The organism is Pseudomonas imperatae (assembly GCF_057128625.1).
The window spans coordinates 103,532-124,901 of sequence record NZ_JBSKHP010000018.1; the positions used below are offsets into that span (position 1 = coordinate 103,532).

Here is a 21,370-nt window from a genome sequence, read left to right on the forward strand (position 1 = left end):
TTTTCATGAGTCAACACCTGGAAGGCCAGACGGCCATCATCACCGGCGGCATGCGCGGCATCGGCCTGGGCATCGCCAAGCGCCTGCGCCAGGCGGGCGCCAACATCGTGATCTGGGACCTCAACGTCGACAACTGGGACACCAGCGCCAACGGCTTCACTCCGGCCCTGCGCCAGTCGGTGAACGTGGCGTCGCTGGCGTCGGTGGAAGCCGCCTTCGCCGAGGTGGTGGCGCAGCTGGGCCGCGTCGACATTCTGGTCAACAACGCCGGCATCAACGGCCCGGTGGTGGAAAGCTGGAACTACCCGGTGGAGGCCTGGGACCAGGTGCTGGCCATCGACCTGACCGGCGTGTTCTATTGCTGCCGCACCGCCATCCCGCACATGCGTGAACGCAAGTACGGGCGCATCGTCAACGTCGCCTCCATGGCCGGCAAGGACGGCGTGCAGTACATCTCGGCGTATTCGGCGGCCAAGGCCGGCGTCATTGCCTTCACCAAGTCGGCGGCCAAGGAACTGGCCCAGGACGGCGTTCTGCTCAACTGCATTGCCCCGGCCATGGTGGAAACCGGCCTGATGGCCGAAATGACCGCCGAGCACATCGCCGCCAGCAAGGCCAAGATCCCCATGGGGCGCTTCCTGCAGATCGAGGAAATCGCCAACATGGTGACCTGGATCGCCGGCCCCGAGTGCAGCTTCACCACCGGCTTCGTGTTTGACCTCAGCGGCGGCAGGGCCACCTACTGATGGCCCTTGGCGTGGCTCACCTGACCGCGCTGCAACTGGCCCCCGCCGACCTGGTTCGCCAGGCCGCGGGGGCTGGTTTTTCTGCCGTGGGCCTGCGCCTGCACCCGGCCACGGCGGGCGGCTTGTGCTACCCGCTGGACGCCGCGGCGCGGCAGGCCCTGAAGGTGCTGCTGGACGCCGAAGGCATGGCTGTCAGCGACATCGAGTTCGTCGAACTGACCCCCGACGTCGACGTGGCGGCCTGCCTGCCGCTGCTGGAAGCCGGTGCCGACCTGGGCGCGGTCAGCTTGACGGTGTCCGGCGATGACCCGCAGTTTTCGCGCCTGACCGACCACTACGCGCACCTGTGCGAGCTGGCGGTGGATTTCGGCCTGCGGGTGGACCTGGAGTTCATGCGCTGGCGCGCGGTGGGCAACCTGGCCCAGGCGCGGCAGATCGTGGAAGGGGCAGGGCAGGCCAACGGCGGCATCCTGGTGGATGCGTTGCACCTGTTCCGCAGTGGGGGTGACGTGGCAATGCTGGCCGGTATCGACCCGCGCTGGCTGCGTGCGGTGCAGTTGTGCGACGCGCCGTTGTTGGCGCCGCCGGAAGCGCTGATCATCACTGAAGCACGGGAAGGGCGCCTGCCACCCGGGCAGGGGCAATTGCCGCTGGCCGGGTTGCTGGCGGCGTTGCCGAAGGATGTGCAGGTAAGTGTGGAGATGCCCTATGGGGCGTTGGAAAGCCAGGCGCGCCTGGCCCTGGCCTATCAAACCTCAGCACAATTGCGACCCCTGTAGCAGCGGCCAAAGGCCGCGTCACCGGCCCTTCAGGTGGGCCGCGGACGCAGCCTTCGGCAGCTGCTACGGGGTTTTGCGCTACAGCGCGGCGTCGCTCCACTCGCCGTTCACCAGGCGCTTGAGGCCCAGCGGGTTGCTGTTGCGCAGTGCTTCAGGCAGCAGCTCCTGCGGGTAGTTCTGGTAGCACACCGGGCGCAGGAAGCGGTCGATGGCCAGGGTGCCCACCGAGGTGCCGCGGGAGTCGGAGGTGGCAGGGTACGGGCCGCCATGCACCATGGCCTCGCACACTTCCACGCCAGTGGGGTAGCCGTTGACCAGGATACGCCCGACCTTCTGCTCCAGCAGCGGCACCAGCCACTGGTAGGCGACCAGGTCGGCGGACTCACCGATCAGCGTGGCCGTCAACTGGCCGCGCAGGCCCTGCAGGGCCGCTTTCAGCTGGGCATCGTCCTTGGCCTCGATGACGATGGTGGCCGGGCCGAACACTTCTTCCTGCAGCAGTTCATCACCTTCCAGCAGCAGCGACACGTCAGCCTTGAACAGCTGCGGCCGCGCCTGGTTGCCCGACTGGGCCTCACCAGCCAGGTGGGTGACACCCGGGTGGGCCAGCAAGTGCGCAAGGCCCTGGCTGTAGCTGCGCAGGCCGCCGGCGTTGAGCATGGTCTGCGGCGCCTGGGCGGCCATCTGCGTTTGCAGCTGGCCCAGGAACGCAGTGAAGGCCGTCGAGCTGACGCCGATCACCAGGCCCGGGTTGGTGCAGAACTGGCCGCAGCCCATCACCACCGAGGCAGCCAGGTCCTTGGCCACGGTCTCGCCGCGGCTGGCCAGGGCTTCGGGCAGCAGCACCACCGGGTTGATGCTCGACATCTCGGCGAACACCGGAATCGGCTGCGGGCGCTCGGCGGCCATCTTGCACAGGGCGTTGCCGCCGCTCAGCGAACCGGTGAAGCCCACGGCCTGGATGGCCGGGTGCTTGACCAACCACTCGCCCACGCCGCCGCCGAAGATCATGTTGAACACGCCCTTGGGCATGCCGGTCTTCTCGGCGGCGCGGATGATCGCGCAGCCCACCTGGTCAGCGGTGGCCATGTGGCCGCTGTGGGCCTTGAACACCACCGGGCAACCGGATGCCAGCGCGGCGGCGGTGTCGCCACCGGCGGTGCTGAAGGCCAGCGGGAAGTTGCTGGCGCCGAACACGGCCACCGGGCCTACGCCGATGCGGTATTGGCGCAGGTCCACGCGTGGCAGCGGCTTGCGGTCGGGCAGGGCCAGGTCGATGCGCGCGCCGAGGAAGTCGCCGCGGCGCAGCACCTTGGCGAACAGGCGCATCTGCCCGCTGGTACGGCCACGCTCACCCTGGATGCGGGCGGCGGGCAGGGCGGTTTCGCGGCAAACGATGGCCACGAAGTCGTCGCCCAGGGCGTCGATTTCGTCGGCGATGGCCTCGAGGAATTCGGCGCGACGGGCCGGGCTCAGGTGGCGGAATTCGGCGAAGGCGCTGCCGGCGGCCAGGCAGGCGGCGTCGACTTCGGCTTCGGTGGCCTGGATGAATTCGAACGGCAGGGCCTCGCCGGTGGTGGCGTCCAGGCTCTGCAGGCGCTTGCTGCCCTGGGCGCTGCGGCTGCCGGCAATGAAGTTGTGGCCGAGAAGGGTGGACATCGTGATCTCCTGGTTCTTCAGATTGTTCTGAGAAAGCACTAACGGCTTGATGTTGACGGACATCGTACAACCATGATGAGGCTTGTGCAATCGCAGGTCCGTGAGTAAAGACGGGTATTCCATCGGAGAATATTTGCGTTCAGGGCTACAGATCGCACTGTGATGTACGATAACTAGGCAGGATTTGGCCACTGGCCATTACTCACCTGCCTCGGGACACGTTCATGCTAATAAGAAACATCGGTGTTGCCCCCCGCGCCTTGACCGGCTTCTCCCTGATCGCCGCCCTGGTGGCCCTGCTGGGGTTCTTTGCTCTGGGGCAGATGGCCAATATTCGCCAGGGCCAGGTGGCCACTGAAAACGACTGGGTGCCCAGCCTGCGGGCGGTCAGTGACATCCGCGAAATCATGCTGCGCATCCGCACCATCTCCCTGCGCATGGCGCTGGACACCGACCCCACCAGCATCACCAGCTACCGCAGCCAGATGGACACCCGCCTCAACGACCTGCAGGCGAAACTGCAGGGCTACCGACCACGGGTGAACACGCCCCAGGAGCAGGCGATCTTTGCCCGCTTCGAGCAGTCGCTCAACGGCTACAACAGCGCCCTGCAACGCTCGTTCGTACTGGCTGGGCAGGGCGACCGCGCCGGCCTGTTGAAGCTGCTGCTGGTGGACATGAAGCCGCTGGTGGATGACTCCGGCAGCCAGCTCAATGAACTGGCCGACTACTACAGCGCCGGCATCGGCAACGAAACCCAGGGCTCGGCCGAGCAGTACGCGCGGTCGCGCACGGTGATCCTGGTGTTTATCGGCCTGGCGGCGCTGGCCACCATCAGCCTGGCGCTGATCCTCACCCGCAGCATCGTCACCCCGCTGAACGCCGCCCTGGCCGCGGCCGAGCGCATTGCCGGCGGCGACCTCAGCCAGCCGATCAAGGCCGACGGCAGCGACGAGGCCGGGCGCCTGCTGACCGCGCTGGCGGCCATGCAGCAGCAATTGCGCCAGACCCTGGGTGAAATCTCCACCAGCGCCAGCGCCCTGGCATCCTCCCTGCACGCCCTGCGCCAGGCCTCGGAGGCCGGCAGCGACGGCATGCACCGGCAAAGCGAAGAAGTGAACATGGCCGCCACCGCCGTTACCCAGCTGAGCGCGGCGGTGGACGAGGTGGCCAGCCATGCGGTGTCCACGTCCGACTCGACCCGCGACTGCAATCAGGTGGCGCGCCAGGGTCAGGGGCAGGTCGCCGACACCCGCGCCAGCATCGAACAACTGCGCAGCGACCTGCAGGCCACCGCGGCCCAGGTCAGCGCCCTGGCCGAGCGCTCCCAGGCTATCGGCACGGTGCTGGACGTGATCGGCGCCATCGCCGGGCAGACCAACCTGCTGGCGCTGAACGCGGCCATCGAGGCGGCGCGCGCCGGTGAATCGGGGCGTGGTTTTGCCGTGGTCGCCGACGAAGTGCGGGCCCTGGCCCACCGCACCCAGCAGTCGACCCTGGAGATCGAAACCATGGTGCAGGGCATGCGCAGCGGCTCCGACCTGGCACTGCAGGCCATGCACACCAGCGCCCAGCGCGCCGACGCCACCCTGGGCATCGCCGACGGTGCCGCCCAAGCGTTGCAAGGTATCACCCAGGCCATGGAGCAGATCATGGAGCGCAACCTGGTGATCGCCAGCGCCACCGAGGAACAGGCCCAGGTGGCCCGTGAGGTGGACAGCAACCTGCTCAACATCCGCGACTTCGCCAGCCGCGCCGCCGAGGGCGCCGAGCAGTCCCGCGAAGCCACCCGCGACCTGGCGCAGCTGGCCGGCAACCTCGACGGGCTGGTGTCGCGCTTCAAGTTCTGAGGTTCGCCCCGTAGCCGCTGCCGCAGGCTGCGCTGGCCGGCAGCCACGCCGCAGATGTGTGGTGTACGTGAGGGCCAGCGCAGCCTGGCGGCAGCGGCTACACGGGGCCCTACTCGATTTCGGCCGCCGCCCGGTGCGCCATGATCTGCGGCAAGGTGCGCTCGATCCAGTCCGCCAGGCCGCCCACCAGGGCGACCGCTTCCTCGCCCCAGGGCGTCAGGCGGTATTCTACATGGGGTGGCACCACCGGCAGCGAGGTGCGCAGCACCAGCCCGTCGCCTTCCAGGCCTTGCAGCGTCTGCGCCAGCATCTTCTCGCTGACCCCGCCGATCTTGCGCCGCAAGTCGCTGAAGCGGTGCATGCCGCCCGCCAGAATCACCAGCACCAACACCCCCCAGCGGCTGGTGACATGCTTGAGCACGTCGCGCGAGGGGCAATTGGCGTCCATCAGTTCGCCCCGGCGCGCCTGGGCGGAGAATGAATCGCTCATTTCATACTTACCTTTTTGTGCGTACTTACTATTCGTTAGCTTAGGCTATAGGGTGATCGCTCTTTCATCACTTGCCAAGGTAAATCTTCATGATCGCAATCACTGGTGCCACCGGTCAGCTGGGTCGTCTGGTTATCGCTGCGCTGCTCAAGCGCGTGCCCGCCGACCAAATCATCGCCCTGGCCCGTCACCCGGAAAAGGCCGGCGACCTGGGCGTGGCTGTGCGTGAATTCAACTACGACCAGCCCGAAGCCATGGTGGTAGGCCTGCAGGGCGTGGACAAACTGCTGCTGATTTCGTCCAGCGAACTGGGCAAGCGCGCCGCCCAGCACCAGGCCGTCATCAACGCCGCCAAGCAGGCCGGCGTCCAGCTGGTGGCCTACACCAGCGTGCTGCACGCCACCGGCTCGGCCCTGGGCCTGGCCGCCGAACACCAGCAGACCGAACAGGCGCTGGCCGCCAGCGGCGTGCCCCATGTGCTGCTGCGCAACGGCTGGTACAACGAGAACTACAGCGCCGGCGTGCCGGCCGCGGTGGCCCATGACGCCCTGCTGGGCGCCGCTGGGGAAGGGCGCATCGCCTCTGCTGCCCGCGCCGACTACGCCGAGGCCGCCGCCGTGGTGCTGACCAGCGAAGGCCACGTGGGCAAGACCTACGAACTGGCTGGCGACAGCAGCTACACCCTGGCCGAGCTGGCTGCCGAGGTGTCGCGCCAGGCCGGTAAAAACGTGCCCTACAACAACTTGCCGGAGGCCGACTACAAGGCCGTCCTGGTGCAGGTGGGCCTGCCCGAGCCGATCGCTGACCTGCTGGCCAACTCCGACGCGGCGGCGGCCAAGGGCGCGCTGTTCGATGACAGCAAAGTGCTGAGCGGCCTGATCGGCCGGCCCACCACCCCGGTGGCCGAGGCGGTGGCGGTGGCCCTGAAGGGCTGAGGCGTCAGTTGTTGATGACGTAGAGGCAGATCGACAGGGTCAGCAGCGAACCGAGGGTCGAGATCAGGATGGTGCTGGACACCACCGAGGCCTCGCGCTTGTAGTATTCGGCCAGCATGAACGGCCCGGTGCCGGTGGGCAGGGCGCTGAGCAGCAGCGCCGAATGCGCCCACAGCGGCGGCAGGTGGAACACCTTGTAGGCCAGGAACCAGGTCAGCAACGGGTGGGCCACCAGCTTGATCAGCACCAGCAGCGAGGTCCCCTGGCGGGGGCCTTGCTGTTTCTGCGCCAAAAACAGCCCCAGGGAAATCAGCGCGCAGGGCGTGGTGGCCGCGCCCAGCAGGCTCAGGAACTTGCTCGCCGGGGCCGGCAGCGGCGCCCCGGTCATGGCCCAGCAGGCGCCCAGGATCGGCGACACCACCAGCGGGTTCCTGGCCAGCGCTACCAGCACCTTCAAGACAATGCGGTGCACCTGGGCTTCGCTCTGCAGGCCGATCTCGATGCACACCAGGGCCAGGCCGAACAGCACGCACACCACCAGCAGCGAAGCGATCAGCGCCGGCTCCAGGCCGCTGCCGCCCAGCACCATCACGCACAGGGGAATGCCGATGTAGCCGGTGTTGGCGTAGGACGCGCTGAGGGCGTCGATGCTGGCATCGGCGAAGTGCCCGGCCTTCTTCCAGCGCAGCGCCAGGGTCAGCACGAACATCGCCAGGGTGCCCAGGGTGAAGGTGGCGACGAAGCCGGGGTGCCAGATCTGCTCCCAGGTGGCGGTGGCGGTGGAGGTGAACAGCAGCGCAGGCAGGCACAGCCACACCACCATGCGGTTGATTTCCGAGGCAGCGGTGGGGCCCAGGCGGTTGGTGCGGCGGCAGACATAGCCCACCAGGATCAGCGCGAAAATGGGCAGCAGGACATTCAACACGGAAGACATGAGCAGCAGGAAACCTTGGTGTGCCGGACAAGCTGGCAAGGTTAAGGAAGTGAATCGTTAGCGTCCAATCTTTCTTGCCGCGGCTGGCGCACAGCGTGTAGGAGAATGCTTACACGGGCCGGCGGGAATCTCCTCTATGGGAAAATTCTCACCCTGCGTAGACTTGGATCCATCAACTGCTGCACAGGAGTGCAGCGGGATCAGGGAAGATCGACCATTGGCCCGGAGGGCTGCCGACAAGGAGTTGGATGGTCTTGAAGAAAACCCGCCTCGGCGGGTTTTTTGTTGCCTGCGAAAAAGCCCCTGCAGGGGCTTATTTTTTCACCGGCACGATTTTCTCGATGACGCTGTTGCTCAGTTGCACCAGCACGTATTTGTCGTTCACCCGCACCCAGTGGCTCTTGTCCTCGTCGGGGGCCGACAGGCCGTGGGCCTGCCAGTTCTTCACCTCTTCGGAGTCGCGGCGGAAGTGGTCGGGGATCTTGTCGCCGACCTTGAACTGGCCGGTGTCGGTGCCGGGTATCTGCACCGCAGGCTCCGTGGGTTGCGCCGCCTGGGCCAGCCCCGCCACGCCACTCAGACTTGCCACCACGACCGCCATCGCGGTCCATGTCGTGATTTTCATCCTGTACTCCCGGTGATTGAGGTCGTCACAACCTCTGACCCCGGGGGCCGCGAAACATTCCTTTTTTTGCCGGCGGACGCCTTTGTGGGAGCGGGTTCTACCCGCGAAAAGACCACTGCGGTCGGACTGTTTCCCCGCAGTGTGGCTTTCGCGGGCAGAGCCCGCTCCCACGGGGCCCCTCAGGTCAACAACTCGGCAAACGCCTTGTCAGCTTCCAGCACCGCCGGCAGGGCGCTGAACAGCGCGTCCAGGTCCAGGCCCTCCAGCAGCGGGCCGTCCACGGCCTCGCGGGCGTCGTCGGTGTCGCCGCCGCTGGCCTGCAGGGCGTCGGAGATGGCGATGGCCTGGGCCACCACGCGTGGCAGCTCGGCGGGTGGCGGGGCCTGCACGGGACGGGCCTGGTAGGCGATGGCGTGCTGGATGCTCACCGGCAGCTGCCAGCGCCGCGCCAACTCGGCACCCACCTCGGGGTAGCCAAAGCCCAGGTGCAGGGTTTCGCTGGCCGCGCGGCCGGCGTTGCCCGCCTTGTGGGCGTGGTTGATCTGCGCCGCCACCATGGGCGCGCCGGTCTGGATCAGCAGCTCGCCGATGTTGTGCATCACCCCGCAGGTAAACGCGGTCTCGGCGTCCAGCCCGGCCTGCTTGGCCAGCAGGCGGCAGATGCCGGCCACCTGGAAGCTCTTGAGCCAGAAGCCCTTGAGGTCGAAGTTGGCGCTGGCCTTGAAGGCACCGGTCACGGCCGAGGCCAGCACCAGGGTGCGCAGGGTGTTGAAGCCCAGGCGCAGCGCGGCGTCCTCGATGCTAGCCGACTCACGGGCGCCGCGAAAGCGCGCGGAGTTTGCCAGGCGCAGGATCTTGGCGGCGATCACCGGGTCTTTCTCGATATTGCGGGCCACGCTTTCGAGGCTGGTTGAGGGGCTGTCGAACTGCTGGATCAGGTCTTGCGCCACCTTGGGAATGCTGGGCAGGCTGTGCAGATCGGCGAATAGCGTTTCGATTTCCATGGCATGACACCTGTTGTGGACGCGGGTAGATTCAACCATAGGCAATTTTTGCCGGCTTGCCCGGCAAATCCCGACGCAATGTGCTGTTACCCCGACCGGGAAACCAGGGCGGGACAAATCGAATTACGCGTTGTAGAATCAAGTTACGCATATAAGAATAAACCGGCGGGGAATGGGTCCACATGAAGCGACTCGGGTTCAAATTGATTTTTGGTGATTTTCTCGCCCGCAGCGTGCGGGGCATCTCCTGCGCGCCACCCCGTGCACGTGCCTGACCGAACGACACCCTCTTTCGTTTTTAGCGCACTGCCTGCACGAGGAAACACATCATGGCCGATCTCTACGACAACCCCATGGGCCTCATGGGCTTCGAGTTCATCGAATTCGCCTCGCCCACCCCTGGCACCCTTGAGCCGATCTTCCAGATCATGGGCTTCACCAAGGTGGCCGAGCACCGCTCCAAGGACGTGCACCTGTACCGCCAGGGCAGCATCAACCTGATCCTCAACAACGAGCCGCACAGCCTGGCGTCGTACTTTGCCGCCGAGCACGGGCCGTCGGTGTGCGGCATGGCTTTCCGCGTGGCCAACGCCCACAAGGCCTACGCCCGCGCCCTGGAACTGGGCGCCCAGCCCATCGAGATCGCCACCGGGCCCATGGAGCTGCGCCTGCCGGCCATCAAGGGCATCGGCGGCGCGCCGCTGTACCTGATCGACCGCTTCGGCGAGGGCAGCTCCATCTACGACATCGACTTCAACTGGCTGCCGGGCGTGGACCGCCACCCCGTGGGCGCGGGCCTCAAGGTCATCGACCACCTGACCCACAACGTCTACCGCGGGCGCATGGCCTACTGGGCCGGGTTCTACGAGAAGCTGTTCAACTTCCGCGAGATCCGCTACTTCGACATCAAGGGTGAATACACCGGCCTGACCTCCAAGGCCATGACCGCGCCCGACGGCCTGATCCGCATCCCGCTGAACGAGGAATCGTCCAAGGGCGCCGGGCAGATCGAGGAGTTCCTCATGCAGTTCAACGGCGAGGGCATCCAGCACGTGGCGTTCCTCACCGACGACCTGGTGCAGACCTGGGACGCGTTGAAGGCCATTGGCATGCGCTTCATGACCGCGCCGCCCGACACCTACTACCAGATGCTCGAGGGCCGCTTGCCCGGCCACGGCGAGCCGGTGGGCGAGTTGCAGGCGCGCGGTATCCTGCTGGACGGCTCGTCGCAGCCGGGTGACCAGCGCCTGCTGCTGCAGATCTTCTCGCAGACCCTGATGGGCCCGGTGTTCTTCGAGTTCATCCAGCGCAAGGGCGACGACGGCTTCGGCGAGGGCAACTTCAAGGCGCTGTTCGAATCCATCGAGCGCGACCAGATCGAGCGCGGCGTGCTAAGCACCGAATAACCCCGATCCACGGTGCACGCGGACGCGGACGCGGCCGTTGGCCGCTGCTACAGGTGATATGCGTAGCAGCTGCCGCAGGCTGCGTCCGGCCCCACCGCCGATTCGCGGTGCACGCGGACGCGGCCTGGCGGCCGCTGCTACAGGTGATATGCGTAGCAGCTGCCGCAGGCTGCGTCCGGCCCCACCGCCGATTCGCGGTGCACGCGGACGCGGCCTGGCGGCCGCTGCTACGGGTGATGTGCGTAGCAGCTGCCGCAGGCAGCGTCCGGCCCCACCGCCGATTCGCGGTGCACGCGGACGCGGCCTGGCGGCCGCTGCTACGGACGCTGCTGGCGGCGCAACAGCCAATGGCACACGCCGCCGGTCAGCACACCCAGCAACAACAACCCGCCCAGGGTCGACAGTCCCTGTATCCTCCACAGCTCCCAGGCCTTCTCCGGCGAGAACCCGCTGTGCACCCGGTAGCCATGGCGTTCCGACACCTGCGAGGTGTGATGCACCTGGTGGTCGGGAATCTCGCCATCCTGGATGCTGCTGTCGCCCCACAGGAACGCGTTGCCTACCTGCATGATCAGCACTGTGTCGCCCTGGATCAGCCGCAGCGCCTCGGCCAGCGTGCGGCCGTCGATCACCGTACGCACGCCCAGCGGGTGTTCGTACAGCCGGTACACCAGCGATGCCTCGTTCGGGGTCACCGGGTTGCTGGCGCGCAACAGCAGGTGACGGTTGAAGTATTCGCCAGGCTCCACCGCCCGCTTGTAGGCGCCGTAGAACGAGCTGCAGTAGGCGTCGTGGTTGCGCACCAGGTTGGCCGAGCGCACGTAGGGCTCGATGGTGACTTCCTGCAGGATCGCCTGGATCACCGCGGCGTTGCAGGGCTTGCCCGCCAGTGGCATCAGGCGTTGGGCGCTCTGGGCGGCCTGGTCAATCATGCTGTCCAGCTGGCGCACGGCTTCGCCAGCCACATGCTGGGCCTGGAATTCGAAGGTGCGGGTCACCTGCCAGCGCAGCACCAGCATGCCGCTGAGCACCGGCAGCAAGCCGATAAGCCCGGCGACGAGCAGCGCGCGCACGCGCGCCGAGGGGAGGGGAAAGGCTTTCATGGGCACGTCCTTGTGTCGGGGGGAGGAGGATCATCCCGCCAGCATAAGGGCGCGTGCCCGGCGTTTTTGTGGCCGCTATCGCAGCATGGCGTGGGACTTCACGCAGCGCCCGGTGGGCCGTTTCAGTTGGCCAGCGCCTCGGCGCGCGGCAGGCGTTCCTGGGCCGGGCTGCGGGCGAAGTAGCGCTTGTACTCGCGGCTGAACTGCGAACTGCTCTGGTAGCCCACGCGGTGCGCCACCTGGCTGACGCTCATGCCTTCGGCCACCAGCATCGAGCGTGCCTTGATCAGCCGCAGCTGCTTGAGGTACTGGATGGGCGAGGCCATGGTGGCGCGCTTGAAATGCTCGTGGAAGGTCGAGGCGCTCATGTTGGCCCGGCGCGCCAGTTCATCCACCTGCAGCGGTTGATCGAAATGGCTGTGCAGCCAGGTCAGGGCGCCGGCAATGCGCGCGAACTGCCCCTGTTGCTCCACCAGCGCGCGCAGCACCCCGCCCTGGGGCCCGCGCAGGGCGGCGAACAGCACCTCGCGCAGGCGCGACTGGCCCAGGATGCGGCAGGCTTGCGGGTCGTGCAGGCACTCCAGCAGGCGTTCCACGGCGCAGCGCATGTCCTCGTCCAGCTCGGCGCTGACCATCGAGGAGGGCGTCTGCACCTGATGCTCGGCTGGCCCCATGGCCAGCACCAGCTCACCCAGCACCAGGCGGTCGATGGGAATGCTCACGCCCAGCAGCGGCAATTGCTCGGTGGCGAAGGTCTCGTACTGGAACGGCACCGGCAGCGCCTGCACCAGGTAGTGGCCGGCGCCGTACTCCAGCGCACGCTCGCCCAGGTAGGCGATCTTGCTGCCCTGGGCAATGATCATCAGGCTGGGGTCGTAGATCTGTGGGCAACGGGCGGCGTTGCCGTGGGAACTGACCACGCGCAGGCCGTCGATGGCCGTGGGCAGGAAGCCGTCGCAGTGGGCCAGGGGCTGGAGCAGGGACACCAGACGGGCATTGGCGTCCAGGTGGCAGGTGGGTGACATGAAGGGTTCCGCAGTGGTGATGACAGTCAGGGTGCCATGATCGCAAATTTTTGCCCGCCTGCGGGGGCTCCCGGAGGAATAGGCATGCATCGCGCAGGATCACCCATGGCCCCGGGGCGCCTGAATCCGGACAATGCCGCCGCTTTAAGGGCTTGTGCCCTGTTATCGCAAAAGAGGTACCGCATGTCTAAAGCTCTGGGTTACGCCGCACTTACCCCCACCACGCCCCTGGCGCCACTGGCCTTCGAACGCCGCGACCCGCGCGCCAACGACGTCAGCATCGATATCCTGTACTGCGGCGTTTGCCACTCCGACCTGCACCAGGCCCGCAACGAGTGGGGCATTGCCGTGTACCCGCTGATGCCTGGCCACGAAATCGTCGGCAAGGTCACCGCCGTGGGCCCGGCCGTGCGCAACTACAAGGTCGGCGACCTGGTGGGCGTGGGCTGCATGGTCGACTCGTGCCAGCAGTGCGCGGCCTGCCGCAAGGACCTGGAGCAGTACTGCCAGGCCGGCCCGACCATGACCTACGCCACCCCGGACCGCATCGACGGCACCAACACCATGGGCGGCTACTCCGACCACATCGTGGTGCGTGAAGAGTTCGTGGTGCGCATTCCCGAGGGCATGGACCTGGCTGCTGCCGCGCCGATCCTGTGCGCCGGCATCACCACCTACTCGCCGCTCAAGCACCACGGCGTGGGCGCTGGCCACAAGGTCGGCATCCTGGGCATGGGTGGCCTGGGCCACATGGGCATCAAGTTCGCCAAGGCCCTGGGCGCCGAAGTGACCGTGTTCACCCGTTCCGCCAGCAAGGCCGCCGAGGCACGCAAGCAGGGCGCCGACCACGTCATCGTCTCCACCGACCAGGCGCAGATGGCCGCTGCCGCCGGGCGTTTCGACTTCCTGCTGGACACCATCCCGGTGCAGCACGACCTCAACCCCTACCTGCAGACCCTGACCTTCGACGGCGTGCACATCCTGGTGGGCCTGATCGAGCCGGTGTCGCCGCCGCTGCACGCTGCCAACCTGGTGCTGCAACGCCGCGTGCTGGCCGGCTCGCTGATCGGCGGCATCGCCGAGACCCAGGAAGTGCTGGACTTCTGCGCCGAGCACGGCATCACCTGTGACATCGAGATGCTCGACATCCGCAACATCAACGAAGCGTTCGAGCGCATGATCGTGGGTGATGTGAAGTACCGTTTCGTCATCGACATGGCCACCCTGAAGGCCTGATGCACCGCACCCCGTAGCCGCTGCCGCCAGGCTGCGCTGGCCCTCGCATGCACTGAAGATCTTCAGCGTACGCAAGGGCCAGCGCAGCCTGCGGCAGCGGCTACGGCGTGGTGTGGCAAATGTGCAGCAAATGCGAACTTTCCCCCGCAACCCTTGCACCCATCCCCCCGGCGCGCCTTAAATACACGGCTCCAGCGACTCCCGTGTGCCCGCCCGATGAAAATCCGCCTGTCCACCAAACTGTTCCTGGCCCTGATGACCACCATGATCCTGGTGGTGCTGGCCATGGCCTTCGCCAACGGCTTCAGCTTTACCCGCGGGTTCCTTGGCTATATCAACGAACTGGCCGAGCAGCGCACCCGCGACGCCCAGCCACGCTTCGTGCAGGCCTACCGCGAGCACGGCAGCTGGGACTTTCTGCGCAACCAGCCCCACGCCTGGTTCCAGCTGGTGCGCCCCGACGCGCCGACTGCCGACGACGTGGTGCGCTTCACCCCCACCTCCGACCTGACCGGTGCAGTGTTCCGCATCACCCTGCTGGACACCGACAACCAGCGCGTGATGGGTTTCGACGACGTCAGCGACGACGCCCTGCGCGTGCCTGTGGTGGTCGCTGGCAAGACCGTCGGCTGGCTGGCCACCACGCCGCTGCAAAGCGTCACCGAGGCCGGCGGCGAGCGCTTCATGCGCCAGCAGATCGCCTCCAGCCTGATCGTCGCCATGGTCGCGCTGATGCTCGCCGCCTTGATTGTCTGGTGGGTGTCGCGGCGCCTGCTGGGCCCGGTGCGCCAGGTGGCCGCCGCCACCCACCGGCTGGCCGCGGGCACCTACAGCGAGCGGGTGGCGGTGGACAGCGACGACGAGGTCGGCCTGCTGGCCCGCGACTTCAACCAACTGGCCCTGACCCTGGAGCGCAACGAGCGCATGCGCCGCGAATTCATGGCCGACGTCTCCCACGAACTGCGCACGCCGCTGTCGGTGCTGCGTGGCGAGCTGGAAGCGCTGGAAGACGGCGTGCGCAAGCTCGACGGCGAATCGCTGCAGTCCTTGCTGGCAGAGGTGGGCATGCTCGGCAAGCTGATCAACGACCTCTACGAGCTGTCCCTGGCCGACGTCGGCGCGCTGTCCTACCGCAAGCACTCCATGGACGTGGTCGACGCCCTGGGCCAGTGCGCCGCCATCTTCCGCGAGCGCTTCGCCAGCCATGACATTCGCCTGGACCTGCAGGCCCATCGCGGGCCCATCCAGGTGCTGGGCGACGAAGGCCGCCTGCAGCAGCTGTTCAACAACCTGCTGGAAAACAGCCTGCGCTACACCCAGGCCGGCGGCCAGCTGCGGGTCAGTGCCATCGCCGAAGGCGGCCGGGTGCACATCGACTTCATGGACACCGCCCCCGGCGTCAGCCCTGAATTCCTGCCACGCCTGTTCGAGCGTTTCTACCGCGGCGAAGCCTCGCGCAACCGCGCCAGCGGCGGCGCCGGCCTGGGCCTGGCCATCTGCCACGCCATCGTCGAGGCCCACGGTGGTACGCTAACTGCGCAGCCTTCGCCCATGGGCGGGCTGTGGTTGGCCATCGTGTTGCCCCTGGAGCAAGCATGAGCATCGAAGACCTACCCGCACACGTCCTCGTAGTAGAAGACGAACCCAAGCTGGCGGCGCTGCTGCGCGACTACCTGAGCGCCGCCGGCCACCAGGTGCAATGCATCGGCGACGGCCTGCAGGTGCTGCCCGCAGTGCGCGCGGCCATGCCCGACCTGATCCTGCTGGACCTGATGTTGCCCGGCCAGGACGGCGTGGCGGTGTGCCGCCAGCTGCGCGCCTTCAGCGACGTGCCGGTGGTGATGATCACCGCGCGGGTGGAGGAGGTGGACCGCCTGCTGGGCCTGGACGTGGGCGCCGACGACTACATCTGCAAACCCTTCAGCCCGCGCGAAGTGGTGGCCCGGGTGCGCGCCATCCTCCGCCGGCGCCCGCGCGCGGCCAGCGACGCCGGCCTGCAGCTGGACGAAAGCACCTGGAAGGCGCGCTTCAACCAGGTGGAACTGGACCTCACGCCCGTGGAGTTCCGCCTGCTCAAGGCGCTGAACGAGCACCCGGGGCGGGTGTATTCGCGCGACCAGCTGATCGACCGCCTGTACAGCGACCACCGCGTGGTCACCGACCGCACCGTGGACAGTCACGTCAAGAACCTGCGGCGCAAGCTGGAGCAGGCGGCGCCGGGCCAGGAGCCGATCCAGTCGATCTACGGCGTGGGCTACAAGCTGGAGTGGTAGCCGCCCCGGCACCCAGGGGCTATCCTGTCGGGCTCAGCCATTGAAGGTTCAGCCGATGCAGGAAGTATCGCTGGGTGTTTTTCCCGCCACCACCGGCGTGATGAGCGACGAAGTGCGCCGCTTCGACTGGAGCGCCACGCCCCTGGGGCCCATGGACGACTGGCCGCTGGCGCTGCGCATGGCCGTGGAGCTGGTGCTGTCCAACGCCTTCCCGGCCTGCCTGGCCTGGGGCCCGCAGCTGATCGCCATCCACAACGACGCCTTCGTGCCGATCCTCGGTGACAAGCCCGCGCCCCTGGGCCGGCCGTTCAGCGAGGTGTGGGGCGAAGTGTGGCCCCAGGTTCGCGCCATCGCCGACCGCGCCCTGGCCGGCGAACCCACCTTCAACCAGGACCTGCCCCTGGTGATCAACCGCCGCGGCTACCCCGAGCCCGCCTGGTTCACCTTCTCCTACAGCCCGGTGCGCGACGAGCAGGGCCAGGTCATGGGCTTTCTCGACACGGTGATGGAGACCACCGACACCATCATCGCCCAGCGCCGCACCAAGGAGCTGGCCGACAGCTTCGAGCGCCAGGTGGCCGAACGCACCGCCGACCGCAACCGCCTGTGGCAGCTGTCCTCGGACATCATTCTGGTGACCCGCCAGGACCTGCAGGTGGTAGCCCTGAACCCGGCCTGGGAGCAGGTGCTGGGCTGGAACGAGTGCCAACTGCGCGGCAGCAGCGTGCTCGACCTGGTGCATGAAGATGACCGCGCCACCGTGCTGGCCGCCGCCGCGCAGCTGGCCCGCGGCGAATCGGTGCACGACCTCGACTGTCGCCTGCGCCACAGCCACGGCGGCTACCGCTGGATCAACTGGGCGGCGGTGCCCGGCGACGGCTTCTTCAACGCCGTGGGCCGCGATATCACTGTCGAGCGCGAGCGCACCGAGGCCCTGCGCCAGGCCGAAGAGCTGCTGCGCCACAGCCAGAAAATGGAAGCCGTGGGCCAACTGACCGGTGGCCTGGCCCACGACTTCAACAACCTGCTGACCGGTATCACCGGCAGCCTGGAGCTGCTGCGGCGGCGCATCGACCAGGGCCGCTTCGGTGAATTGGACCGCTACCTGGACGCCGCCCACGGCGCCGCCAACCGCGCGGCCACCTTGACCCACCGGCTGCTGGCCTTCGCCCGCCGCCAGACCCTCGACCCGCGCCCCACCGACGTCGTGCTGCTGGTGGACGGCCTGCGCGACCTGATCCGCCAGACCCTGGGCCCCACGGTGGTGCTCGACTGGCAGCCGCAGCTGGCGCCGTGGACCGTGCTGGTGGACCCCAACCAGCTGGAAAGTACGGTGCTGAACCTGTGCATCAACGCCCGCGACGCCATGCCCGACGGCGGCCACCTGGTGCTGCAGGTGCATCACCATGAACAGTTGGCATCGGCGCGCAGCGACGACGAGCTGCCGGCCGGTCAGTACCTGTGCCTCAGCGTGATCGACAGCGGCACCGGTATGCCCCCCGAAGTCATCGCCCGGGCCTTCGATCCGTTCTTCACCACCAAGCCCATCGGCCAGGGCACCGGCCTGGGGCTGTCGATGGTCTACGGCTTCGCCCGCCAGTCGGGCGGGCGCGTACGCATCGAATCGACCCTGGGCGAGGGCACCGCGGTGCGCCTGTACCTGCCGCGCCACCTGGGCGCCGCGCAGCAGGCCAGCGACCCTTGCGCCAGCCCGGTGGCGCGCCCGGCGCGGCTGGGCGAGACCGTGGTGCTGATCGACGACGAGGCCACCTTGCGTACCTTGGTGGCCGAGCAACTGGAGGAGATGGGCTACGAAGTGCTGCAGGCCGCCGACGGCGTGGCCGGCCTGGCGCTGTTGCAGATGACCGGCGAGGTGGACCTGCTGATCACCGACGTCGGCCTGCCCGGTGGCCTCAACGGCCGCCAGGTGGCGGACGCCGCCGCGCGCATCCGCCCGGGGCTGAAGGTGCTGTTCATCACCGGCTATGCCGAACAGGCGGTGATGACCCGGGCGCAGCTGGAGCCGGGCATGCACCTGCTGGTCAAGCCGTTCACCTTGCAGGCCCTGAGCGAGCGGGTGCGGGCGGTGCTGGACGCGTGACCGCCCTGGCCCGGCGTTCCAGCCACAGGTAGGCCACGCAGGCAATCAGCAGCGGCAGCAGGAAATACAGCGCGCGGTAGCCCAGCAGCGCCGCCAGCAGCGTGCCCTTGGAGTACTGGCCCTGCAGCAGGCTCATGAACACCGCTTCCAGCACCCCCAGCCCGGCGGGAATGTGGGTGATGACCCCGGCAATGCTGCTGATCAGCAGGATCGCCAGCACCGTCGGGTAGCCGACCTTGGCCGGCAGCAGCAGGTAGATCAACGCCGCCATCAGCGACCAGTTCAGTGCCCCCAGCAGCGCCTGCGCCAGCGCCAGGCGCACGCCGGGGAGGGTGATGGCCTGCTGGCGGACATGCCAGGTGCGGCGCGTGGCAAAGGCGCAGGCCAGCAGGTACGCGGCGCCGGCCAGCAGCATGGCCACGCCGATCAGGCGCAGGCCGTCCTGGCCCATCTTCACGCTGTCGGGCAGCGGCGGCAGGCCGGCGGCGAACACCACGCCGCCCAGCAGCAAATAGCCCAGCCAGTTGGTGACCAGCCCCAGGCTGAGGATTTTGGTGATGGTCGGCACGTCCAGCCCCAGCTTGCCGTACAGGCGATAGCGCAGGGCAATGCCGCCCACCCACGAGCTGAGGTTGAGGTTGAACGCGTAGCAGACGAACGCCAGCGGCAGCACCTGGAGCGCGGGCAGGCGGTGCCCGGTGTAGCGCCGCGACAGCAGGTCGTAGCTGGCGAACACGCCGTAGCTCAGCAGGGCGATGCCGGCGCCCGCGGCCAGCAACGGCGAGGGGTAGGCGCGTAGGGCGTGGCCCACTTCCTGCCAGTCCATGTTGCGCAGGAGCATCACCAGCAGCACGGGCACCAGCACCAGGAACAGCATGTTGACGCCCCGGCGCAGCCATTTCCACAGGCGTGGGTGGCTACTCATAAGCCTTGGCCTCAGCGCTTTCCACCGGTTCCTTGAGCACCGGCCCCAAGGGGGCCAGCTTCGGCGAGTGGGCTGGGAACATGCCGACGATGGCCGGGAAATGCCGCAAAAAGTGGAAACTCAGGAAAATCAGCGGCGCCCGCCACCAGTAGCCGCGCAGCACCCGCTGCAGGGTCACGGTCTTGCAGTGCTGGCTGGCCAGCTCGGCCAGATGGTCATGCAGCACCTGGTTGAACGCGGCGTCGTCAATCACCACGTTGGCTTCCAGGTTCAGCGACAGGCTCAGCGGGTCGAGGTTGCTGGAGCCCACCGTGGCCCAGGTCTGGTCGATCACCGCGACCTTGCCGTGCAGCGGCCGCTGGGTGTATTCGCGGATCTGCACGCCGTCGCGCAGCAGGTAGTTGTACAGCAGCCGTGAGCACAGGCGCACCAGCGGCATGTCGGGCATGCCCTGCAGAATCAGGGTCACTGCCACGCCCCGGCGCGCGGCGTTGCGCAACTCGCGCAGCAGGCGGTAGCCGGGAAAGAAATAGGCGTTGGCGATGATGATGCGCTGCTGCGCGCGGCGGATGCCCAGCAGGTACTGGTGCTCGATGTCATCGCGGTGGGCCTGGTTGTCGCGGATCAGCAACAGCATGCGTGCGGTGCCGCTGTCGGCCTCGATGTGCTGCCGCGGCGTCAGCCAGGGCCGGGCCTGGCGGCGCACGCGGCTGGTCTCGTCGAGCAGGGTGAGGGTGGCCTGGTGCAGGTCGGCGACGATCGGCCCCTGCACCTTCACCGCGTAGTCCTGCTTGGCCATGGGCCCGGACTGCAGCAGGTGGTCGGCGCTGTAGTTGATGCCGCCGATGAAGGCGGTCTCGCCGTCCACCACCACGATCTTGCGGTGCAGGCGGCGGAACAGGTTGGTGCGCAGGCCCAGCACCTTGGGGCGCGGGTCGAAGGCCTGCAGGTGCACGCCGGCCTCCACCAGCTCGCGCAGGAAGCGGCTGCTGAGGTCGGCTGTGCCGTAGCCGTCCACCAGCACCTCCACGCGCACGCCGCGGTGGGCGGCGCTGATCAGCGCCAGCTGTAAAGGCCGGCCCACTTCGTCCTCGAACAGGATGAAGGTCTCGATCAGCACCTCTTCGCGCGCCGCGGCGATGGCCTGCAGCACACTGTCGAAGAACGCCTCGCCGTTGATCAGCAGCTGCACGGCGTTGTCATCGCGCCACGAGCGGTTCACAGGCGCACCTCCACGGCCAGTGGCACATGGTCGGACAGGTGCGACCAGGGCTTGCGCGCCAGCACCTTGGGGGTCAGGGCGGTGGCGTTGCGCAGGTACACACGGTCCAGGCACAGCAGCGGCAGGCGCGCCGGGAACGTACGGGCCGGGGCGCCGTAGGCCTGGGCGAACACCTCGTGCAGGCCGCACTCGGCCAGCACCGCGTCGGCGCGCTTGCGCCAGTCGTTGAAGTCGCCGGCGACGATCACCGGGGCGTCGATGGGCACCGCGTCCAGCAACTGCGCCAACAGTTGCAACTGGCGTTGGCGCTGGCGCTCGCCCAGGCCCAGGTGCACGCACACCGTGTGCACCTCGCGGTGCCCTGGCACGGCCAGCACCGAGTGCAGCAGCCCGCGCTGCTCGGCGCCGTTGACGCTGATGTCGTGGTTGTCGTGGCTCAAGATCGGGAATTTCGACAGCAGCGCGTTGCCGTGCTCGCCGTCCGGGTACACCGCGTTGCGGCCATAGGCGAACACCGGCCACATGCTGTCGGCGAGGAACTCGTACTGCGGCACGTCCGACCAGTTGTCGAACCGCTGGCCGTGCAGGCGGTGCATGCCCAGCACCTCCTGCAGGAACACCACGTCGGCCGACACCGCCCGCACCGCCTCGCGCAGCTCGGGCAGCACGAAGGTACGGTTCAGCGCGCTGAAGCCCTTGTGGGTGTTGACCGTCAGCAGCCGCAGGGTGCGCACCGTGGCGGCCGGCTCGGCGAATGGCCGGGGTTGGGGCGTGAGCATGGCGTGACCGTCCTTGCGCGGCTGGGTATTCAATACCGACTCGGGGGGGCGGGCAAAGTTCGCTGGTGTGGGTGGGACGCGGCCTGCGGCCGCTGCTACAGGTGCTGCGGCTACACCAAACCCGCGTAGCTACGGCGCGGTATGCCCGCGAATGCGCGTCGCCTGCATCGCGGCCAAGGCCGGCTCCTACCACGGACGGCGTAGGAGCCGACTTTAGTCGCGATGCAGGCAACGCGGTTTCAAGACAGTTGCTGCTACAGGACGGGGTGTAGCAGCGG

General features: G+C 67.7%; 19 protein-coding genes and 1 pseudogene. 10 read left to right on the top strand and 10 right to left on the bottom strand.

Annotation, left to right across the window (positions count from 1 at the left end):
- The first annotated feature begins 5 nt into the window (after window positions 1-5).
- Complete coding sequence (locus tag ACWKWX_RS21990) at window positions 6-746, top strand: SDR family NAD(P)-dependent oxidoreductase (RefSeq protein ID WP_416423755.1); 741 nt, start codon at window positions 6-8, stop codon at window positions 744-746.
- Window positions 743-1,525 carry a sugar phosphate isomerase/epimerase family protein gene (locus ACWKWX_RS21995; protein ID WP_483828928.1) on the top strand — a complete coding sequence of 261 codons (783 nt, stop codon included), beginning with the start codon at window positions 743-745 and terminating at the stop codon, window positions 1,523-1,525. Before ACWKWX_RS21990 ends, ACWKWX_RS21995 begins: the two co-directional genes overlap by 4 nt.
- 78 nt (window positions 1,526-1,603) lie before the next feature.
- On the opposite strand, the gene ACWKWX_RS22000 is transcribed toward ACWKWX_RS21995, so the two are convergent.
- The gene (locus ACWKWX_RS22000) at window positions 1,604-3,184 is read right to left on the bottom strand and encodes an aldehyde dehydrogenase (NADP(+)) (RefSeq protein WP_483828912.1); all 1,581 of its coding nucleotides are present in this window, start codon (window positions 3,182-3,184) and stop codon (window positions 1,604-1,606) included.
- A 224-nt stretch (window positions 3,185-3,408) separates the two neighbouring features.
- Here ACWKWX_RS22000 and ACWKWX_RS22005 point away from each other — a divergent pair.
- Together ACWKWX_RS22005 and ACWKWX_RS22010 are read left to right on the top strand one after the other, a co-directional pair.
- Window positions 3,409-4,179, top strand: a pseudogene (locus ACWKWX_RS22005) (MCP four helix bundle domain-containing protein); the annotation flags it as partial.
- A 126-nt stretch (window positions 4,180-4,305) separates the two neighbouring features.
- Window positions 4,306-5,034, top strand: a complete 729-nt coding sequence (locus ACWKWX_RS22010; RefSeq protein ID WP_416427585.1) for a methyl-accepting chemotaxis protein — start codon at window positions 4,306-4,308, stop codon at window positions 5,032-5,034.
- Window positions 5,035-5,143: 109 nt separating this feature from the next.
- Here the strand turns inward: ACWKWX_RS22010 and ACWKWX_RS22015 are convergent, their stop codons facing one another.
- A complete protein-coding gene (locus ACWKWX_RS22015) occupies window positions 5,144-5,524 on the bottom strand; it encodes a winged helix-turn-helix transcriptional regulator (protein ID WP_483828913.1) in 381 nt (126 codons plus the stop codon).
- A gap of 89 nt (window positions 5,525-5,613) precedes the next feature.
- Here ACWKWX_RS22015 and ACWKWX_RS22020 point away from each other — a divergent pair, with 89 nt between their 5' ends.
- On the top strand, window positions 5,614-6,459 hold the full coding sequence (locus ACWKWX_RS22020) for an SDR family oxidoreductase (RefSeq protein WP_483828914.1): 846 nt from the start codon (window positions 5,614-5,616) through the stop codon (window positions 6,457-6,459).
- A 4-nt stretch (window positions 6,460-6,463) separates the two neighbouring features.
- Here ACWKWX_RS22020 and ACWKWX_RS22025 read toward each other — a convergent pair whose 3' ends face one another.
- From ACWKWX_RS22025 to ACWKWX_RS22035, 3 genes are all read right to left on the bottom strand, one after another.
- Window positions 6,464-7,393, bottom strand: a complete 930-nt coding sequence (locus ACWKWX_RS22025; protein WP_483828915.1) for an AEC family transporter — start codon at window positions 7,391-7,393, stop codon at window positions 6,464-6,466.
- Between the two features lie 313 nt (window positions 7,394-7,706).
- Window positions 7,707-8,018 carry an RcnB family protein gene (locus ACWKWX_RS22030; RefSeq protein ID WP_473006295.1) on the bottom strand — a complete coding sequence of 104 codons (312 nt, stop codon included), beginning with the start codon at window positions 8,016-8,018 and terminating at the stop codon, window positions 7,707-7,709.
- Window positions 8,019-8,197: 179 nt separating this feature from the next.
- Window positions 8,198-9,022, bottom strand: a complete 825-nt coding sequence (locus ACWKWX_RS22035) for an HDOD domain-containing protein (RefSeq protein ID WP_416423761.1) — start codon at window positions 9,020-9,022, stop codon at window positions 8,198-8,200.
- 329 nt (window positions 9,023-9,351) lie between these two features.
- Here ACWKWX_RS22035 and hppD point away from each other — a divergent pair, with 329 nt between their 5' ends.
- On the top strand, window positions 9,352-10,428 hold the full coding sequence (gene hppD / locus ACWKWX_RS22040; protein WP_416423762.1) for a 4-hydroxyphenylpyruvate dioxygenase: 1,077 nt from the start codon (window positions 9,352-9,354) through the stop codon (window positions 10,426-10,428).
- A gap of 317 nt (window positions 10,429-10,745) precedes the next feature.
- Here hppD and ACWKWX_RS22045 read toward each other — a convergent pair whose 3' ends face one another.
- Both ACWKWX_RS22045 and ACWKWX_RS22050 read right to left on the bottom strand, forming a co-directional pair.
- The gene (locus ACWKWX_RS22045) at window positions 10,746-11,531 is read right to left on the bottom strand and encodes a CSS-motif domain-containing protein (RefSeq protein ID WP_483828916.1); all 786 of its coding nucleotides are present in this window, start codon (window positions 11,529-11,531) and stop codon (window positions 10,746-10,748) included.
- Between the two features lie 122 nt (window positions 11,532-11,653).
- The gene (locus ACWKWX_RS22050) at window positions 11,654-12,556 is read right to left on the bottom strand and encodes an AraC family transcriptional regulator (protein ID WP_416423764.1); all 903 of its coding nucleotides are present in this window, start codon (window positions 12,554-12,556) and stop codon (window positions 11,654-11,656) included.
- A gap of 183 nt (window positions 12,557-12,739) precedes the next feature.
- Between ACWKWX_RS22050 and ACWKWX_RS22055 the strand changes: the two genes are divergently transcribed.
- From ACWKWX_RS22055 to ACWKWX_RS22070, 4 genes are all read left to right on the top strand, one after another.
- The gene (locus ACWKWX_RS22055; RefSeq protein ID WP_483828917.1) at window positions 12,740-13,792 is read left to right on the top strand and encodes an NAD(P)-dependent alcohol dehydrogenase; all 1,053 of its coding nucleotides are present in this window, start codon (window positions 12,740-12,742) and stop codon (window positions 13,790-13,792) included.
- A gap of 216 nt (window positions 13,793-14,008) precedes the next feature.
- On the top strand, window positions 14,009-15,391 hold the full coding sequence (locus tag ACWKWX_RS22060; RefSeq protein ID WP_483828918.1) for an ATP-binding protein: 1,383 nt from the start codon (window positions 14,009-14,011) through the stop codon (window positions 15,389-15,391).
- Window positions 15,388-16,065: a response regulator gene (locus tag ACWKWX_RS22065; protein WP_416423767.1), complete on the top strand. Its 678-nt coding sequence runs from the start codon at window positions 15,388-15,390 to the stop codon at window positions 16,063-16,065. Before ACWKWX_RS22060 ends, ACWKWX_RS22065 begins: the two co-directional genes overlap by 4 nt.
- Window positions 16,066-16,120: 55 nt before the next feature.
- Entirely contained in the window at window positions 16,121-18,166 is a 2,046-nt protein-coding gene (locus ACWKWX_RS22070) for an ATP-binding protein (protein ID WP_483828919.1), read from the top strand.
- Here ACWKWX_RS22070 and ACWKWX_RS22075 read toward each other — a convergent pair.
- Genes ACWKWX_RS22075 through ACWKWX_RS22085 form a run of 3 tightly spaced genes read right to left on the bottom strand, consistent with a single transcriptional unit; the run spans window position 18,117 to window position 21,092 of the window.
- Complete coding sequence (locus ACWKWX_RS22075; RefSeq protein ID WP_483828920.1) at window positions 18,117-19,091, bottom strand: lysylphosphatidylglycerol synthase domain-containing protein; 975 nt, start codon at window positions 19,089-19,091, stop codon at window positions 18,117-18,119. The genes ACWKWX_RS22070 and ACWKWX_RS22075 overlap by 50 nt on opposite strands.
- Window positions 19,084-20,313, bottom strand: a complete 1,230-nt coding sequence (gene clsB / locus ACWKWX_RS22080; RefSeq protein ID WP_483828921.1) for a cardiolipin synthase ClsB — start codon at window positions 20,311-20,313, stop codon at window positions 19,084-19,086. Before clsB ends, ACWKWX_RS22075 begins: the two co-directional genes overlap by 8 nt.
- Window positions 20,310-21,092 carry an endonuclease/exonuclease/phosphatase family protein gene (locus tag ACWKWX_RS22085; protein ID WP_483828922.1) on the bottom strand — a complete coding sequence of 261 codons (783 nt, stop codon included), beginning with the start codon at window positions 21,090-21,092 and terminating at the stop codon, window positions 20,310-20,312. The genes clsB and ACWKWX_RS22085 overlap by 4 nt, the downstream gene beginning before the upstream one ends.
- Between the last annotated feature and the right edge of the window lie 278 nt (window positions 21,093-21,370).

Bases quoted from the DNA above. Each gene is read 5' to 3' on its own strand.
- ACWKWX_RS22085 (WP_483828922.1), bottom strand. From the start codon at position 21,092: ATGCTCACGCCCCAACCCCGGCCATTCGCCGAGCCGGCCGCCACGGTG.
- ACWKWX_RS22045 (WP_483828916.1), bottom strand. From the start codon at position 11,531: ATGAAAGCCTTTCCCCTCCCCTCGGCGCGCGTGCGCGCGCTGCTCGTC.
- ACWKWX_RS22055 (WP_483828917.1), top strand. From the start codon at position 12,740: ATGTCTAAAGCTCTGGGTTACGCCGCACTTACCCCCACCACGCCCCTG.
- ACWKWX_RS22025 (WP_483828915.1), bottom strand. From the start codon at position 7,393: ATGTCTTCCGTGTTGAATGTCCTGCTGCCCATTTTCGCGCTGATCCTG.
- ACWKWX_RS22065 (WP_416423767.1), top strand. From the start codon at position 15,388: ATGAGCATCGAAGACCTACCCGCACACGTCCTCGTAGTAGAAGACGAA.
- ACWKWX_RS22010 (WP_416427585.1), top strand. From the start codon at position 4,306: ATGGCCGCCACCGCCGTTACCCAGCTGAGCGCGGCGGTGGACGAGGTG.
- ACWKWX_RS22020 (WP_483828914.1), top strand. From the start codon at position 5,614: ATGATCGCAATCACTGGTGCCACCGGTCAGCTGGGTCGTCTGGTTATC.
- ACWKWX_RS22035 (WP_416423761.1), bottom strand. From the start codon at position 9,022: ATGGAAATCGAAACGCTATTCGCCGATCTGCACAGCCTGCCCAGCATT.
- ACWKWX_RS22070 (WP_483828919.1), top strand. From the start codon at position 16,121: ATGCAGGAAGTATCGCTGGGTGTTTTTCCCGCCACCACCGGCGTGATG.
- ACWKWX_RS22060 (WP_483828918.1), top strand. From the start codon at position 14,009: ATGAAAATCCGCCTGTCCACCAAACTGTTCCTGGCCCTGATGACCACC.
- ACWKWX_RS22075 (WP_483828920.1), bottom strand. From the start codon at position 19,091: ATGAGTAGCCACCCACGCCTGTGGAAATGGCTGCGCCGGGGCGTCAAC.
- hppD (WP_416423762.1), top strand. From the start codon at position 9,352: ATGGCCGATCTCTACGACAACCCCATGGGCCTCATGGGCTTCGAGTTC.
- ACWKWX_RS21990 (WP_416423755.1), top strand. From the start codon at position 6: ATGAGTCAACACCTGGAAGGCCAGACGGCCATCATCACCGGCGGCATG.
- ACWKWX_RS22000 (WP_483828912.1), bottom strand. From the start codon at position 3,184: ATGTCCACCCTTCTCGGCCACAACTTCATTGCCGGCAGCCGCAGCGCC.
- ACWKWX_RS22015 (WP_483828913.1), bottom strand. From the start codon at position 5,524: ATGAGCGATTCATTCTCCGCCCAGGCGCGCCGGGGCGAACTGATGGAC.
- ACWKWX_RS22030 (WP_473006295.1), bottom strand. From the start codon at position 8,018: ATGAAAATCACGACATGGACCGCGATGGCGGTCGTGGTGGCAAGTCTG.
- ACWKWX_RS22050 (WP_416423764.1), bottom strand. From the start codon at position 12,556: ATGTCACCCACCTGCCACCTGGACGCCAATGCCCGTCTGGTGTCCCTG.